This window comes from Devosia insulae DS-56, assembly GCF_000970465.2.
Taxonomy (GTDB): Bacteria; Pseudomonadota; Alphaproteobacteria; order Rhizobiales; family Devosiaceae; genus Devosia_A; species Devosia_A insulae.
Window position 1 is genome coordinate 19,540 of record NZ_LAJE02000339.1, and the last position, 13,120, is coordinate 32,659.

Annotated in this window: 15 protein-coding genes; 7 read left to right on the plus strand and 8 right to left on the minus strand. The window is 65.2% G+C overall.

Features of this window, described 5'->3' with window-relative positions; genetic code table 11:
* Positions 1-116: 116 nt before the first annotated feature.
* Positions 117-1,733 (minus strand): hybrid sensor histidine kinase/response regulator, encoded by a 1,617-nt coding sequence (locus VW23_RS22155; protein ID WP_069911670.1) that lies wholly within the window; start codon positions 1,731-1,733, stop codon positions 117-119.
* A 259-nt stretch (positions 1,734-1,992) separates the two neighbouring features.
* On the opposite strand from VW23_RS22155, the gene mscL reads away from it, so the two are divergent.
* Positions 1,993-2,421, plus strand: a complete 429-nt coding sequence (gene mscL, locus VW23_RS22160) for a large conductance mechanosensitive channel protein MscL (protein WP_069911671.1) — start codon at positions 1,993-1,995, stop codon at positions 2,419-2,421.
* Between the two features lie 70 nt (positions 2,422-2,491).
* Here the strand turns inward: mscL and maiA are convergent, their stop codons facing one another.
* Complete coding sequence (gene maiA / locus VW23_RS22165; RefSeq protein ID WP_069911672.1) at positions 2,492-3,127, minus strand: maleylacetoacetate isomerase; 636 nt, start codon at positions 3,125-3,127, stop codon at positions 2,492-2,494.
* A gap of 244 nt (positions 3,128-3,371) precedes the next feature.
* Entirely contained in the window at positions 3,372-4,652 is a 1,281-nt protein-coding gene (gene hemA / locus VW23_RS22170) for a 5-aminolevulinate synthase (protein ID WP_069911673.1), read from the minus strand.
* Between the two features lie 383 nt (positions 4,653-5,035).
* Here hemA and VW23_RS22175 point away from each other — a divergent pair, with 383 nt between their 5' ends.
* The gene (locus tag VW23_RS22175) at positions 5,036-6,361 is read left to right on the plus strand and encodes a hypothetical protein (protein WP_069911674.1); all 1,326 of its coding nucleotides are present in this window, start codon (positions 5,036-5,038) and stop codon (positions 6,359-6,361) included.
* A gap of 273 nt (positions 6,362-6,634) precedes the next feature.
* The gene (locus VW23_RS22180; RefSeq protein ID WP_069911675.1) at positions 6,635-7,030 is read left to right on the plus strand and encodes a RidA family protein; all 396 of its coding nucleotides are present in this window, start codon (positions 6,635-6,637) and stop codon (positions 7,028-7,030) included.
* 24 nt (positions 7,031-7,054) lie between these two features.
* On the opposite strand, the gene VW23_RS22185 is transcribed toward VW23_RS22180, so the two are convergent.
* The gene (locus VW23_RS22185; protein WP_069911676.1) at positions 7,055-8,062 is read right to left on the minus strand and encodes an endonuclease/exonuclease/phosphatase family protein; all 1,008 of its coding nucleotides are present in this window, start codon (positions 8,060-8,062) and stop codon (positions 7,055-7,057) included.
* Positions 8,063-8,328: 266 nt separating this feature from the next.
* On the opposite strand from VW23_RS22185, the gene VW23_RS22190 reads away from it, so the two are divergent.
* Together VW23_RS22190 and VW23_RS22195 are read left to right on the plus strand one after the other, a co-directional pair.
* A complete protein-coding gene (locus VW23_RS22190; protein ID WP_244513699.1) occupies positions 8,329-9,099 on the plus strand; it encodes an SDR family NAD(P)-dependent oxidoreductase in 771 nt (256 codons plus the stop codon).
* Positions 9,100-9,229: 130 nt separating this feature from the next.
* Positions 9,230-9,895: a YiaD family glycine zipper/OmpA-like lipoprotein gene (locus tag VW23_RS22195; protein WP_069911678.1), complete on the plus strand. Its 666-nt coding sequence runs from the start codon at positions 9,230-9,232 to the stop codon at positions 9,893-9,895.
* A 72-nt stretch (positions 9,896-9,967) separates the two neighbouring features.
* On the opposite strand, the gene VW23_RS22200 is transcribed toward VW23_RS22195, so the two are convergent.
* On the minus strand, positions 9,968-10,237 hold the full coding sequence (locus VW23_RS22200) for a hypothetical protein (RefSeq protein WP_141728448.1): 270 nt from the start codon (positions 10,235-10,237) through the stop codon (positions 9,968-9,970).
* A 128-nt stretch (positions 10,238-10,365) separates the two neighbouring features.
* On the opposite strand from VW23_RS22200, the gene VW23_RS29130 reads away from it, so the two are divergent.
* Both VW23_RS29130 and VW23_RS22205 read left to right on the plus strand, forming a co-directional pair.
* A complete protein-coding gene (locus VW23_RS29130) occupies positions 10,366-10,509 on the plus strand; it encodes a hypothetical protein (RefSeq protein ID WP_176730460.1) in 144 nt (47 codons plus the stop codon).
* Positions 10,510-10,641: 132 nt separating this feature from the next.
* The gene (locus VW23_RS22205; protein ID WP_069911680.1) at positions 10,642-10,866 is read left to right on the plus strand and encodes a hypothetical protein; all 225 of its coding nucleotides are present in this window, start codon (positions 10,642-10,644) and stop codon (positions 10,864-10,866) included.
* On the opposite strand, the gene VW23_RS22210 is transcribed toward VW23_RS22205, so the two are convergent.
* The 3 genes from VW23_RS22210 to VW23_RS22220 all read right to left on the minus strand — a co-directional run bounded on the left by VW23_RS22210 (position 10,867) and on the right by VW23_RS22220 (position 12,963).
* Entirely contained in the window at positions 10,867-11,562 is a 696-nt protein-coding gene (locus tag VW23_RS22210; protein ID WP_244513700.1) for a L,D-transpeptidase, read from the minus strand.
* A gap of 87 nt (positions 11,563-11,649) precedes the next feature.
* Positions 11,650-12,483: a sugar phosphate isomerase/epimerase family protein gene (locus tag VW23_RS22215; RefSeq protein ID WP_069911681.1), complete on the minus strand. Its 834-nt coding sequence runs from the start codon at positions 12,481-12,483 to the stop codon at positions 11,650-11,652.
* A gap of 105 nt (positions 12,484-12,588) precedes the next feature.
* The gene (locus VW23_RS22220; RefSeq protein WP_069911682.1) at positions 12,589-12,963 is read right to left on the minus strand and encodes a cupin domain-containing protein; all 375 of its coding nucleotides are present in this window, start codon (positions 12,961-12,963) and stop codon (positions 12,589-12,591) included.
* Positions 12,964-13,120: the final 157 nt, after the last annotated feature.

A 13,120-nucleotide genomic window follows, 5' to 3' on the forward strand; every position in this document is an offset into this window, starting at 1 on the left:
AGCGCGGCGCTCATACCGTCATCGAACGCCGCCGGTCGTATGATTTGACATGTCGCCCTGTGGTATTCTGACCCATGTGTTGGTAACCAGGCCAGCGTCATCAGCGTCTGAGAGCGCTAGGCCTCCACCCGCTTCCGCCCCCGTTGCCCCGCCAGCTGGCTGATCGTCGCCCGCAAAGCCGCCGGCTTCACCGGCTTGGTCACCACGGTGATGCCGCGATCCTCGGCCAGCGCCCGCACCGCCGGGCTGCGGTCGGCGGTGACCAGGGCAGCCGGGAGGTGGCCGCCGACATTGTGGCGCAACCATTCGATGGCATCGAGGCCGGAGGTCTGGTCGAGGTGGTAGTCCATCAGCACCAGGTCGGGCAGCCAGCCCAGCAGCAATCCGTCCTTGTCGATATCCTTGAGCGAGCGGGCCGAGCGCACATCGCAGCCCCAGCCGCCGAGCAGCCCTTCCATCGCATCGAGAATGGCGCGCTCGTTATCGACGCAGAGGATACGCAAGCCGTTGAGGTTGGAGGTTGGTTCGCGCGCCGGGCCCTCCTCGGGCATCACCTTCAGCGAACGGTGGTAGGGCAGGTAGAGCGAAAACCGCGAACCGCGCGCTTCCTTGCTTTCTAGCTCCATCGTCAGACCCAGTGCCGTCACCAGGCGTTTGACGATCGACAGCCCGAGGCCCAGCCCCTGCGCCATGCGCGCGCCATGCTCCAGCCGGCTGAACTCGGCAAAGATCAGCGCATGCTGATCCTTGTTGAAGCCGATACCGGTATCGATCACGTCGAAGCGCACCCGCGTGCCGCGCAGCCGGGCGCCGACCAGCACCCGGCCGCCGGGGCGGGTATATTTGATGGCGTTGGACACAAGGTTCTGGATGACGCGGGCCGTCAGCGCCCGGTCGCCCACCACGGCGAGCGAGGTATCGACCAGCCTCAGGTCGATCTCCTTCTTCAGCGCCAGCGGGGCAAACTCGACATCGACTTTCTTGAGCAGGTCACGCACCTGGAACGGCGTCGCCGCCGGCTTCACCGCGCCGGCATCGATGCGCGAGATATCGAGCAGCGCCGCCATGATCTCTTCCACCGCAGTGAGCGAGGCTTCGATCGAATGCGCCAGCTCGTCGAGGCCGGTGCCGCCGGCGCGCTCCACCAGCGTCGAGGTATAGAGCCGCGCCGCGTTCAGCGGCTGCAGGAGGTCGTGGCTGGCGGCGGCGAAGAAGCGCGTCTTGTCGCGGTTGGCGGCATCCGCCTTGGCTCGCGCCACTTCAAGCTCGGAGTTCACCCGGATCAGCGCCGCGGTACGCTCCTCGACCCGGCCTTCGAGGGACTGGTTGATGCTGGCGAGTTCGGTCTCGGCATCCACCCGCGCCGTGACGTCGGCAAAGCTGATCACCAGCCCGCCATCGGGCAGGCGCGCCGAGTGGAACTCCAGCACCTGGCCCTTGGCGCCGAGCCGCTGGCTCACCGTGGTATGCGACTGGGTCAGTGTCTGCACGCGCTGCGCGGCAAGCGAGATCGCGTCGCCGGCGCCAAGGTCGCCGCGCCGCGCCACGAACAGCGCCATGTCGTAGAGCGGTATGCCCGACCGCAGCAGCTCCTGTGGCACTGCCAGCAGCTCGCCATAGCGGGCGTTGCAGGTGACCAACCGCAGGTCGCGATCGAACACCGCCACCCCCTGCGGGATGTGCTCGATCGCCTGTCGCAGCGAATCCTGTGTTTCGGTCAGTATCTCGACCATCTCATATTCCGTGCCCCCTCCCCAATATCTGCCCCGGTCTTCGCCGTCGCAAGGCCGCACAAAGTCGGGGCTGTTATCGGCGTTTCTTCAATGGGGGTGCGAGAGACGCGCCGCGTCGTCGTCCACAGCGGACGTCCGGCCGGCGCAATAGTTGAGTTGCTTTGTCGTCCAAACCGGGAAAAACTCAATCGAGGGCGCGGCTTGGGTCATTTGCCGAGAACGGGGAGGCCGGTCGGCGCCGCCAACCAAGGGGACTTACATGCTCAAGGAATTCCGTGATTTTGCCTTGAAGGGCAATGTTATCGACCTGGCCATCGGTGTGATCATCGGCGCCGCGTTCGGCGCCATCGTCTCGTCCGTCGTCGACGATCTGTTCATGCCGATCATCGGCCTGATCCTCAACGGCATCGATTTCTCGAACCTGTTCCTCGTCATCTCGAACCCCAACAACGTGCCGGTGCCGTCGGTCGCTGCCGCCCGCGCCGCCGGCGTGGCGACGCTCAATTACGGCCTGTTCATCAATGCGGTGGTGAAATTCACCATCATCGCCTTCGTGTTGTTCCTCGTGGTCAAGGGCATCAACCGCCTGCGCAAGCAGGAAGCCGCTGCCCCCGCCGCGCCGCCGGCCCCCACCACCGAAGAAAAGCTGCTCACCGAAATCCGCGACGCCATCAAGGCGCAGAAGTAACTCACTGCTCGACGGTCGAAACGCACGCCGGTCAGCTGGCGTGCGTTTCTTGTTTCAGTGCAGCGGATCGCTACGCCGGATAGTCCACCTGCATCTCCGGCCGCGCCGCAACGAACTCGGGCAGGTCGCGGCACGAGGCATCCAGCGCTTCGAGCAGCGGATAGGGGGCGAGGTCGCAGCCGAAACGACGGGCATTGGCCATCTGCGGCACGAGGCAGGCCTCGGCGAGCCCGGGCGTCTCAGTGAAACCATAGCGGGTGGTGCGGGTACGGCGAACCAGCGCCGTCTCGAGGCTCTCGAACGCCGTGGCGATCCAGTGCCGGTACCAGCCGTCGACCTGCGCCTCGCTGGCGCCCATCGGGCCGGCAAGGTACTTGCGCACCCGGTTGTTGTTGATCGGGTGCACGTCGGCCGCGATCAGCAGTGCAAAGGCTCGCGCCTCAGCCCGATCGAGCGGATCGGCCGGCAGCAGCGGCGGATCGGGATAAAGCTCCTCCAGGAGGCCGATGATCGCCAGCGATTGCGCCACGATGCGTCCGTCGATCTCCAGCGCCGGCATCAGCCCCTGTGGGTTGATGGCGCGATATTCGGGTGAGCTGGCCGACGGCACCGGCACGTATTCGTAGCCGATGCGCTTGAGGTTGAGCACGATCCGCACGCGCTGGCCGGCGGAGTTCTGATAGCGGGAATGAAGGCGGAGCTGCATGGTGACAAGCTTGGCCGGGTACGCTGTCACAATCCAGCGGTTTACAAGCTTGCCACTGTGGAGCGCGGCGCGCCATCCGGCTGAAGCTCGATGCCGCGGACGGCCGCCCGATCGCTGTAGCCAACACCCCGGCACGCGGCGGTTGTGGTGTGACCCCTCGGCCAACAGCACGGACTCTCCACCCCACCGACATCGAGTGCGGTGCGACTCTGGTGCCTCCCCCAAGGGGAGAGGGCAGGAAACCTCAGCCGCCGGCGCCAGTGAGCGTCAGGTCGCCGCTGATCAGCTTGTTCGAGCTGACCTTGGCGGTGGGGCGTTCGCGCGGCAGCTCGAGGCTGGCCCACACGCTGACCAGCGCATGGCGCAGCTCGATGATCATCTCGTCGGTATGGAGTGGCGTCGGCGTGATGCGCAGCCGTTCCGTGCCCTTGGGCACGGTGGGGTAGTTGATCGGCTGGATGTAGATGTTGTGCTTTTCGAGCAGCATATCGCTCGCCGCCTTGCAGAGACGTGCGTCGCCGACGATCACCGGCACGATATGGGTATCGGTCTTCAGTACCGGCAGGCCGGCATCGCCGAGGATGTCCTTGGTCAGCTGCGCCTGGCGCTGCTGTCCCTCGCGCTCCACCGAGGAGAGCTTCAGGTGCTCGATCGAAGCGCGCGCCGCGGCGCAGAGCGCCGGGGGCAGGGCAGTGGTGAAGATGAATTCCGGCGCATAGGAGCGGATCGCATCGATGATCGCCTGGTTGGCGGCGACATAGCCGCCCATCACGCCAAAGCCCTTGGCGAGCGTGCCCTCGATGATATCGATGCGGCCCATCAGGCCTTCGCGATCGGCAATGCCGCCGCCGCGCGGGCCGTACATGCCCACTGCGTGCACTTCGTCGATATAGGTGAGCGCGCCGAATTCCTCGGCGAGGTCGCAGATCTCGGCGATCGGCGCCACGTCGCCATCCATCGAGTAGACCGACTCGAAGACGATGAGCTTGGGGCGCTTGCGATCGACCGATGCCAGGAGTTCACGCAGATGCGCCACGTCGTTGTGGCGGAAGATCTTCTTTTCCATGCCCGACTGGCGCACGCCCTGGATCATCGAGGCATGGTTGAGCTGGTCGGAGAAAATCACGCAGTCGGGGAGCAGCCGCGCGATGGTCGAGATCGCCGCCTCGTTCGAGACGAACCCCGAGGTGAACACCAGCGCCGCTTCCTTGCGGTGCAGGTCAGCCAGCGAACGCTCGAGCTCGACCAGCGGCCGGTTGGTGCCGGAGATGTTGCGGGTGCCGCCGGCGCCGACGCCGAGTCGCCCCGCGGTATCCTGCATGGCCGCGATGGTGACCGGGTGCTGGCCCATGCCGAGATAATCGTTCGAGCACCAGATGGTGATCTCGCGCTGGTTGTCGGCATTGTCCCGGAAGATCGCCCGGGGAAAACGCCCGGCGATGCGTTCGAGATCGGCGAAAACGCGATAGCGCTTTTCCTGCCGCAAGGTGTCGACGGCGTCCTCGAAAAACCCGCGATAGTCCATAATTCCACTCTCGTAGCGCAGGCCTTTCGCCTGCTGGCGACCTCACCGGTCAAGGAAATAGCTATTCCCCGGACCCTGGCATTGACATAGGTCAATTCGCCGCGCGGCGGCTTATACAAGTCATTGGCCGGGCTGCAGCTTGCCGCTCCAGCTTGGAACCATCCTAAACAATGGGGCCGCTTCTGCCAATCAACCAGATGTGCGCAACTCGTCGCATCTGGCTTATCCGACTGTGATATTCTCCGTTCAGAATGGGTTCAGCGCGGCCGTGTCACTCCGCTCCAACTGGCCGTTTCGATCCGGATTAACGGCCCCGATGCCTTTCCGTTGACCCGGTTCCGGCGTCCGCTAGTATCAACCTTACGGAAACAGGGGGATCCGCCATGAAGAGCTTCTCTTCGTCCAGCTTCGCCAACGACGATGCCGAGGTGCTCGACCTGGCGCTTGCCGCCGTCAACAAGCACCCGCAGGCGCTGTTCACCGATTTCCAGTGGTTCCTCTACGAGGCGCGCGACACGGTGTTCTTCACCGCCGCGTCGAAGTCGCATTTCGACAAGGAAACGCTGGGCAATCTGGTCGCCGACATGGTGGCGCTGGCCCCGCAGCTGAGCCACGGTTTCGTCGGCGCCCGCCCGGGCCAGCCGTTCCCCAAGCATCTGCTCGATGCCATCACCCATGTCGAGGAAGTCGACGACTTCGACGGCTATCCCGACAAGTGGGTGTCGAAATCGCCTGACATTTTCGCACGTGATGACCTGCCGCTGTTCCGCGTCTCCGCCGTGGTCCGCCGTGGCGGCCCCGACGAGATGGGCCGCGCCTCGATGATCCAGGTGCGCTCGAGCCACGCGCTGCTCGAAGGCTCCGATTCGGCGCTGCTCACCCGCTCCGCCTCCGCCGGCCATGGCGTGATGAGCGACAAGGCCAACAAGGTCGGGCTCGGCGCCCGCATCAAGGGCACGCTGCGCGGCTGGGGCATGACCTTCATGTACGTGACCCTCGCCAACATCCTCGCCCCGCCCGACAAACCGTGGGGCTTCAAGACCCTGGCGCTGAAGCGCCACCGGCTGCGGCTGCTCGCCAACAAGCTCGGCGTCCGCCAGCGCTCGCTGATGTTCGCGCTCGTCACCCACGCCCTCAACGGCGAGGGCGAGGACCGGCATATGTCGAAAAAGGTGATCGGCGCCGCCTACACCATGCTCGATGGCAAGCGCCACGATGCCGATGACGATTTCTTCCGCGTCCGCGCCCTCGAGGCCAAGTTCGAGGTGATCGACGATTTCGTCGCCTATGTCCGCAAGGTCGACGACACCATCGATAAGATCGAGAAGAAGGACATCACCAAGTTCCAGGTGATGATGAACTCGATGTTCAAGGCGCTGCGCGGCCTCAACCGCATCGCGCCGTTCCTGCCCGGCAAGCGCTTCTGGCGCTTCAACGGCGGCATCCACATTGTGCTCACCCTGGTGCCGCCGCACCGCACCTACGGTCCGATGACCCATGGCATGATGGAGCCGATCTATTGCGGCGCCTGGCATCCGGCCGCCAATATCTGCACCTTCTGCCCGGGCCGCGAGTACATCACGCTCAACTTCTCGATGGAAACCCGCCACATCGCCAATGTGGAAAAGATCGAGCAGTTGCTGCAGAAGGTCGAAGCCATGGACGTCGCCCCGACCGGCAAGGTGATCGTCGAAGACGACACGGTCTGAGCCAAGGCGAGATAGCGCAGGTACCCACCGGCCGTCATCCCGGCGAAAGCCGGGACCCACTGCTCGGACGGTCGGTCCGGATGCAACCCCTCCGATCCTTCAAGGTCGGCACGGTTGTGCGGGTGGATGGGCCTGAGCACTGGGCCCCGGCTTTCGCCGGGGTGACGGCCGGTGGTTGTCGGCCGGTCGCTGTTGCTGCTGATCGCCGCCGCGCGCCACCACCATATCCTGCTTCGGCACCAACCCATCCTCCCCTTACCGGATAGCTGAACCATGGCGCTTCAACTCATCAACCCCAGCGATCTCCCGGTTCCCCAGACCTACACCCAGGTGGTTGTCGCCACCGGGAGCAAGCTGGTGTTCATCGCGGGGCAGGAGCCTGAAGATCTCCATGGCAAGCTGGTTGGCCAAGGTGATCTCGCGACCCAGGCTCGGCAGGTTTTCGACAATCTCGGCCGTGCCCTCGTTGCAGCCGGGGCCCGGACCGATCAGGTCACGAGGATCAACATCTATGTCGTCAACTACGACCGCGACGCCTGCCTGCCGATCATCGAGACGGCGCGGGTTGCGCTGTTCGGAGATCACAAGCCGGCGGACACGCTCCTCGGCGTCGCAACGCTGTCACCCGGCTACCTGATCGAGGTCGACGCCATCGCGGTCATCGATTGACCGTGGCTGGGGACCGAGGTCCACTCAGCCCCTGAACCCACCGAGCTTCGCCACCACCAGATCGTGGTCCGACAGCACTTCGCCGTCATCGGCCAGCGACGGCACGATCCGGCTCTCCTCCACCATCAGCCCACGCGTCAGGAACCAGTCGAGCTTCCAGGTGCCGCGCGGGCTGCGGCTGACCCGGCTTGGGCGGGTCGTCGTCTGACCGATGGGCCCGCCATGCCGCTCGAAGCCGCGGCCATAGGCGTGGGCAAACAGCGTTTCTTTCTCGAAATCGCCGCCATCGGCGAGCCCGGTATTGAGGTCGCCACCGATGATGACGGGCGTGTTGCCGGCGAGTTCGTCGATCGCGTCGATGAGGCGCTTCACCTGTGCTTCGCGATATCCGGCGTCGCCGCGGTTCTCGAGATGCACCGACACGGCATAGAGCGGCCCCTCGGTGGTCTGCACCGCTGTCGCGATGGCGCACCGCGTACCCACCCGGCGGGCCGGGCTTTCCGGTGTGAACCAGTGTCCATGCGGCTCGAGCCGGATCATCACCGGCGCCTGCAGGGCCGCCTTTGACAGCAGGGCGTTGCCGTGAAAGCCGTGCCGGTTGAAATCGTCCTTGCAGAACTCGAGTTCGACCTCGGCGCCCAGCTCCAGTTCGAGGAATTCGACCCCGAAGGCATAGTTCATGCCGAGCTCGGCCGCGACGTCGCGCGAGGTGTGCCGTTGCCCGGTGCGCGCCATGCCGTTGTCGACTTCCGACAGCAGCACCAGTTCCGCGGCTTCGCGTCTCAGCACCGCGGCTGATTTCTCGACATTATAGCAGCGCTCGAGGTTCCAGGCGGCGACGCTCAGCGGGAACGCCAGCACCTCGCCGTGTTCGGCGACCGGTGCTTCGACGCGCTGCAGGCAGGCGAGACCGGCAAGCGCTTCGGCGTGGTTGGCCTCGGTTCGCTGCAGCGCGTCCAGCCGGTCGCGCTCGGCCTGCGGCGGCCCCTGCAGCAAGGCAATCTGGGCGGGTTTGACAAGATCGAGGGACATGGCGGTAGCTTCGGAACAGGGGAGGGGGAGCGCCTCCCTAGCCAGCCGATATGTCGTTCGGGTGACAAATCGTGAGTTGGCGTAACCCGGAGCGTTTTCAGGAAAAGTTGCAGACTTTTCCGGTTCGAAAGCGCGACAAATCGAGGATCTGGTGCGTATCGCCGTTTCATCGAAACGGTGAAACGCTCCGGCGTACGGATCGCGCCTTGTCGCGCGCGTAACCGCGCGCTAAATCCCCCGCCAATACTGTTTCCCGGGGGCTTTCCGTGTCTGAATACGCAATCTATCCCAGTCTGAAGGGCATGCCTGTCATCATCTCGGGCGGCGCTTCGGGCATCGGCGAGGGCATGGTCCGCGCCTTCGCGGCGCAGGGCAGCAAAGTCGGCTTCGTCGATATCTCTGGCGAGGCGGGCGACAAGCTGGCGGCCGAGCTGAGCGCAGCCGGCGGCACGGTGAGCTTCACCCGCTGCGACGTCACCGACATTGCTGCCTACCAGGCGGCCATCAAGGGTTTCGAGGCGGCACATGGCCCGACCCTGGCGCTGGTCAACAACGCGGCGAACGACCACCGGCACGATATCGCCGAGGTCAGCCCCGAGGATTGGGACAAGCGCATCGCGGTCAACCTGAAGCACGCCTTCTTCGCTGCACAGGCGGTGGCGCCGGGCATGGTTGCCGCCAACCGCGGTTCGATCATCAATTTCGGCTCGGTCAGCTGGATGACGCTCTCGGCACAGCTCACCGTCTACACCGCCGCCAAGGCCGCCATGCACGGCATGTCGCGCTCGATGGCCAAGGAGTATGGCCAGCACGGCGTGCGCGTGAACACGCTGGTGCCGGGCTGGATCATGACCGAGCGTCAGCTCTCGCTTTGGGCCACCCCCGAGGCGATGGCGTCGCTCGATCAGCAGCAGGCGCTGAAGGGCCGGCTTTACCCAGAGGATATCGCCCGCATGGTGCTGTTCCTCGCGGCCGATGACTCGAAGATGATCTCGGCTCAGGATTTCATCGTCGATGGCGGCTGGGCGCACGGCTGATCGGCGGCAAACCACCGCTTCAACAGCGGGCGATACTGATCTACCCTCGCCGCGGGCAAAGGCGGCGAGGCGAACACCTTGCTGCCGCAATCGGTGGCGAGAACGTGCGCCACACCTACGGGGGACGTCAATGAAATCCAAGATTCTGATCGCCGGGCTCGCGGCTCTGTCGCTGAGCGCCTGTACTTCGGTCAATCCCTATACCGGCCAGAGCCAGCTCTCGAACACCAGCGGCGGCGCGTTGCTTGGTGCGGGCGGCGGCGCGGTGGTCGGCGGCATCATCGGTGCAGCCACGGGCGCTGACCCGCGTGTCGCGGCACTGATCGGCGCCGGCGTCGGCGGCCTCACCGGTGGTATGATCGGTAACTACATGGACCAGCAGGAAGCCGAGCTGCGCGCCCAGTTGCAGGGCACCGGCGTTTCGGTGACCCGCGTCGGCCAGCAGATCATCCTCAACATGCCGTCCAACATCACTTTCTCCACCGACTCGGCGACGGTGCAGCCCAAGTTCAGCGAGACCCTGATTTCGGTCGGCCTGGTGCTGAAGAAGTTCAACAAAACGGTGATCGACGTCTACGGCCACACCGACTCGCAAGGGTCGGACAGCTACAACCTGGAGCTGAGCCAGAAGCGCGCCACGGCCGTGGCGACCATTCTCGCCAGCCAGGGCGTCGACCAGCGCCGCTTCTACATCACCGGCAAGGGCGAAGAGGATCCGATCGCCTCCAACGGCACCGAGTCGGGCCGTGCGCAGAACCGCCGCGTCGAAATCCAGCTCTCGCCCATCCAGGGCTGAGGCTGAGACCCACCGACGGCGGTGGGGTTGGCAGAATTGAGGAGAAGGCCCGGGGCGTGTCCCGGGCCTTTTCTATTGCGCCGTGGTCGTGGCGGGCGCGGTCACCGGCGATCGGGTGTTGCCGGCGAGCAGCTGGAAGCCGAGCAGGATCACCACCACGATCCCCACCGCGATCAGCCCACGTTTCCACCAGTTGGTCGGCCCGGTGCCGCCGATCGTCTCCTCGACATCGCGGGTCACGGCCAGTGTGGAGTTCTCCGGCAACGAGATCGGCTGGCCGTTCTCGTCCATCAGTTGATCCACTCGCGCCACCTTGGGCGTTCGTCTCACGTCGGCACTCATCGCATCTCCCTCCGATGGCGATCGAACAAGTGCATCCCCACGGTTTTGGTTCCCTGAACGCACGCCTCAGCGGGCGTTCAGCGGCCGCAGGCGAGCTTCGGCCGCATCAGAAACCAAGGAAACAACACATGTTCCGTATCGCTACGCTCACCCTCGTTCTCGTTGCCGTTCTCGGCGCGTCGCCGTCTTTTGCGGCCAAGCGCGGCGAGGGCATCCCGCGCAACTGCATCCTCGACCCCTTCACCAAGACCATGGTCTGCTTCAACTGGTAAGCGACCGACCGGCAGGCGCGGGGGCGAGGCATCGCACCCGCGCCGCCGGTTTTCTGAACACACTCCTCACCACCGGTTCAGTCGCCCTGGCGCAGGTTGGCAAGCATAGAACCAGCCGAGAGGACCAAGACCATGCTCCGCATTGCTCTGCTTTCCGCCGTTCTCATCACCGCCCTTGGCGCCGCGCCCGCCTTTGCCGAGCGCAACAATGGCGACAGCATTCCACCCAACTGCACGCTCGACCCGTTCACCGGCAAAATGAACTGCCACATCTGGCCGACCTGTACCCTCGACCCCTTCACCGGCAAGATGAACTGCCCGGTGCCCAAGGCGACGATGACCCGCAAGGCGAACTGATCAGCCGCGCACGATGATCGGGGTCCCCACCGACACGCGCGAGTAGAGATCGATCACGTCCTGGTTGATCAGCCGCACGCAGCCCGACGACACCGCCTTGCCGATGCTCCAGTATTCGCGCGTGCCGTGAATGCGGTAGATGGTGTCGACGCCGTTGCGGTAGATGTACATCGCCCGTGCGCCCAGCGGATTGTTCATCCCGCCGGGCATGCCGCCGGCGAATTCGCGCGTCTCGGGCTGCCGTTGCATCATCGAAGCCGGCGGATACCAGGTCGGCCATTGCGCCTTGCGCCCGATACTGCCGCGCCCCGACCAGGTGAAGCCGTCGCGCCCGATGCCGACGCCATAGCGAATGGCGGTGCCGTTATCCTGCACCAGGTAGAGAAAGCGCGCCGAGGTCTCGACCACGATGGTGCCTGGCTTCTCGCCAGTGGGATCGTCCACCTCGGTCCTCAGGTAACGCTGGTCGACCTTGTTGAGATCGACGGCCGGAACGGGGAACCGCTCCTCCGGCATCGCACCGTAGATTTGCAGGTAGTAGGGCGAGATGATGGCCGGCAGCAGGTTGGGGACGGTGATCTGCCGGTTGCCGACCATCGCCGAGCAGCCGCTCAGCGCCAGCCCGCCGAAACTCGCCGCGCCCAAGAGAAAGGCCCGCCGCGACGGGCCGTTATTGCCGATCGTCTTTGCCTGCACGGAACCCGCCCCCTGAAAGGCCGCCCACCAGAACGTTCTACTGCTTCAGCTTGCGCACCATTATGGCTCAGGCAAGCTGGCTGTCGATCAATTTATCGTTCGGCCCCAGGCCGCCCGCGCCAGGTCGCGCAGCTGCAGCGACTCCACCCAGCGGTCGGTGAGGTCGGTGCCGTCGGCTCCGGCGATGGCGTAGGGCTGCGGCCCGAGCTCGCAGAGGAAGCTGAGTTCTGCATCCGGCCCGGCCCGGTTCTTCCAGTCGGCAAAGCCGTTCCGCCACCAGGTGCTGAACTGCTCGAGCCACGGCGCGTGCTGGGGGAACGACAGCGGCAACTGCACCTGCTCGCTGCTGGCGACCCGGCCGTGATAGGCCCAGCAGTGCTCGAGGATCGTCGTCATCTGCGCCTCGATTTCCTCGGGCACCGGCAAGGCGATCTCGCGGCCGACCACGTAGTGCGAGAGGTCGCCGGTCAGTTTCAGCTCAGGCAGGGCGCCGATCAGGTCGAGGGTGAAATGCAGGTCGTTGGTCATTCGATCGCGGTGCGTCTCGACATGCACCGGGAACGGCACCTGCTCGGCGAGCCTCAGCCAGCCCTCGGCGACCCGCAGCGCCTCGGCCAGCGTGCGCGGCCGGAGGTTGGGCTGGATGTTGATGTGGTGCACGCCATAGGCCGCGCCCCATTCGAGCGCCGGAAGGAGGCTGTCGATATCGGTCGGAAAGCAGAGGCCCTCGACCACCAATCCGGCGGACTTCGCCAGCCGGCCGGCCCGCTGCGCCATCTCGGCATCGATCCACTGGGTGCCGAAGCCATCGAACCCGGCATTGGCGATGATCTCGATATTGGCCTCGAGCGAGCGCTCGCGCGGCGCCCCCTTGAGCCCGATCATGGTCCAGAGGGATTGGAGGACGAGGAGTTTCTGCATCGTGGAGCTTCCGGAGCGTGATCAGGAAAAGCCGTGGGACTTTTCCGGTTCGATGGCACGGCAAACAAGCCGTGCGGGATCAGGAGAAGTTGCAAACAGCGCGAGCTAGATCAGCACCACGCTTTCCTGCTCGTTGGGGTCGGTTCGGGCGATGATGGCCCGCGCCATTCTGTTGGTCGGGTTGAACGGCTGATGCGGCACGCCGGCGGGGATGTAGACATAGTCGCCTTCGTTGACGACATCGGTGAACTCGAGGTTCGGCCCGTGCCGGAACGAGGTCGAGCCCTCGATCTGGAAGATCGCTGTCTCGTGCGCCTCGTGATAATGCGGCTTGGCCTCGGCGCCGGGCGGGATCACCGCCATGTGCATGCAGATGCCCTTGGCGCCAGCCGACTGCGCCGAAACCCCGGCGAAATAGTCGAGCCCCTGCTTGCCGTGGAAGCCCTCGCCGCCCCGGATCACCTTGCACTCAGCCGCCATGCCCTGTCCTCCGCCACTGGGCGACACCGTAGTGAACGGGCGTCACAGCAGCAAGACGGTGGTGGGTTGCTCGCGCTGGTGCGTGGGGTACCCCCACCCCAGCGACGCTAGTTCGCTACGCTCACCAGCTTTGCTGCCCTCCCCACAAGGGGGAGGG

Excerpts from the sequence above, each read along its gene's own strand:
- maiA (WP_069911672.1), bottom strand. The coding sequence starts at position 3,127 with ATGCAGCTCCGCCTTCATTCCCGCTATCAGAACTCCGCCGGCCAGCGC.
- hemA (WP_069911673.1), bottom strand. The coding sequence starts at position 4,652 with ATGGACTATCGCGGGTTTTTCGAGGACGCCGTCGACACCTTGCGGCAG.
- VW23_RS22220 (WP_069911682.1), bottom strand. The coding sequence starts at position 12,963 with ATGGCGGCTGAGTGCAAGGTGATCCGGGGCGGCGAGGGCTTCCACGGC.
- VW23_RS22180 (WP_069911675.1), top strand. The coding sequence starts at position 6,635 with ATGGCGCTTCAACTCATCAACCCCAGCGATCTCCCGGTTCCCCAGACC.
- mscL (WP_069911671.1), top strand. The coding sequence starts at position 1,993 with ATGCTCAAGGAATTCCGTGATTTTGCCTTGAAGGGCAATGTTATCGAC.
- VW23_RS22215 (WP_069911681.1), bottom strand. The coding sequence starts at position 12,483 with ATGCAGAAACTCCTCGTCCTCCAATCCCTCTGGACCATGATCGGGCTC.
- VW23_RS22155 (WP_069911670.1), bottom strand. The coding sequence starts at position 1,733 with ATGGTCGAGATACTGACCGAAACACAGGATTCGCTGCGACAGGCGATC.
- VW23_RS29130 (WP_176730460.1), top strand. The coding sequence starts at position 10,366 with ATGTTCCGTATCGCTACGCTCACCCTCGTTCTCGTTGCCGTTCTCGGC.
- VW23_RS22185 (WP_069911676.1), bottom strand. The coding sequence starts at position 8,062 with ATGTCCCTCGATCTTGTCAAACCCGCCCAGATTGCCTTGCTGCAGGGG.
- VW23_RS22195 (WP_069911678.1), top strand. The coding sequence starts at position 9,230 with ATGAAATCCAAGATTCTGATCGCCGGGCTCGCGGCTCTGTCGCTGAGC.
- VW23_RS22200 (WP_141728448.1), bottom strand. The coding sequence starts at position 10,237 with ATGAGTGCCGACGTGAGACGAACGCCCAAGGTGGCGCGAGTGGATCAA.
- VW23_RS22175 (WP_069911674.1), top strand. The coding sequence starts at position 5,036 with ATGAAGAGCTTCTCTTCGTCCAGCTTCGCCAACGACGATGCCGAGGTG.
- VW23_RS22205 (WP_069911680.1), top strand. The coding sequence starts at position 10,642 with ATGCTCCGCATTGCTCTGCTTTCCGCCGTTCTCATCACCGCCCTTGGC.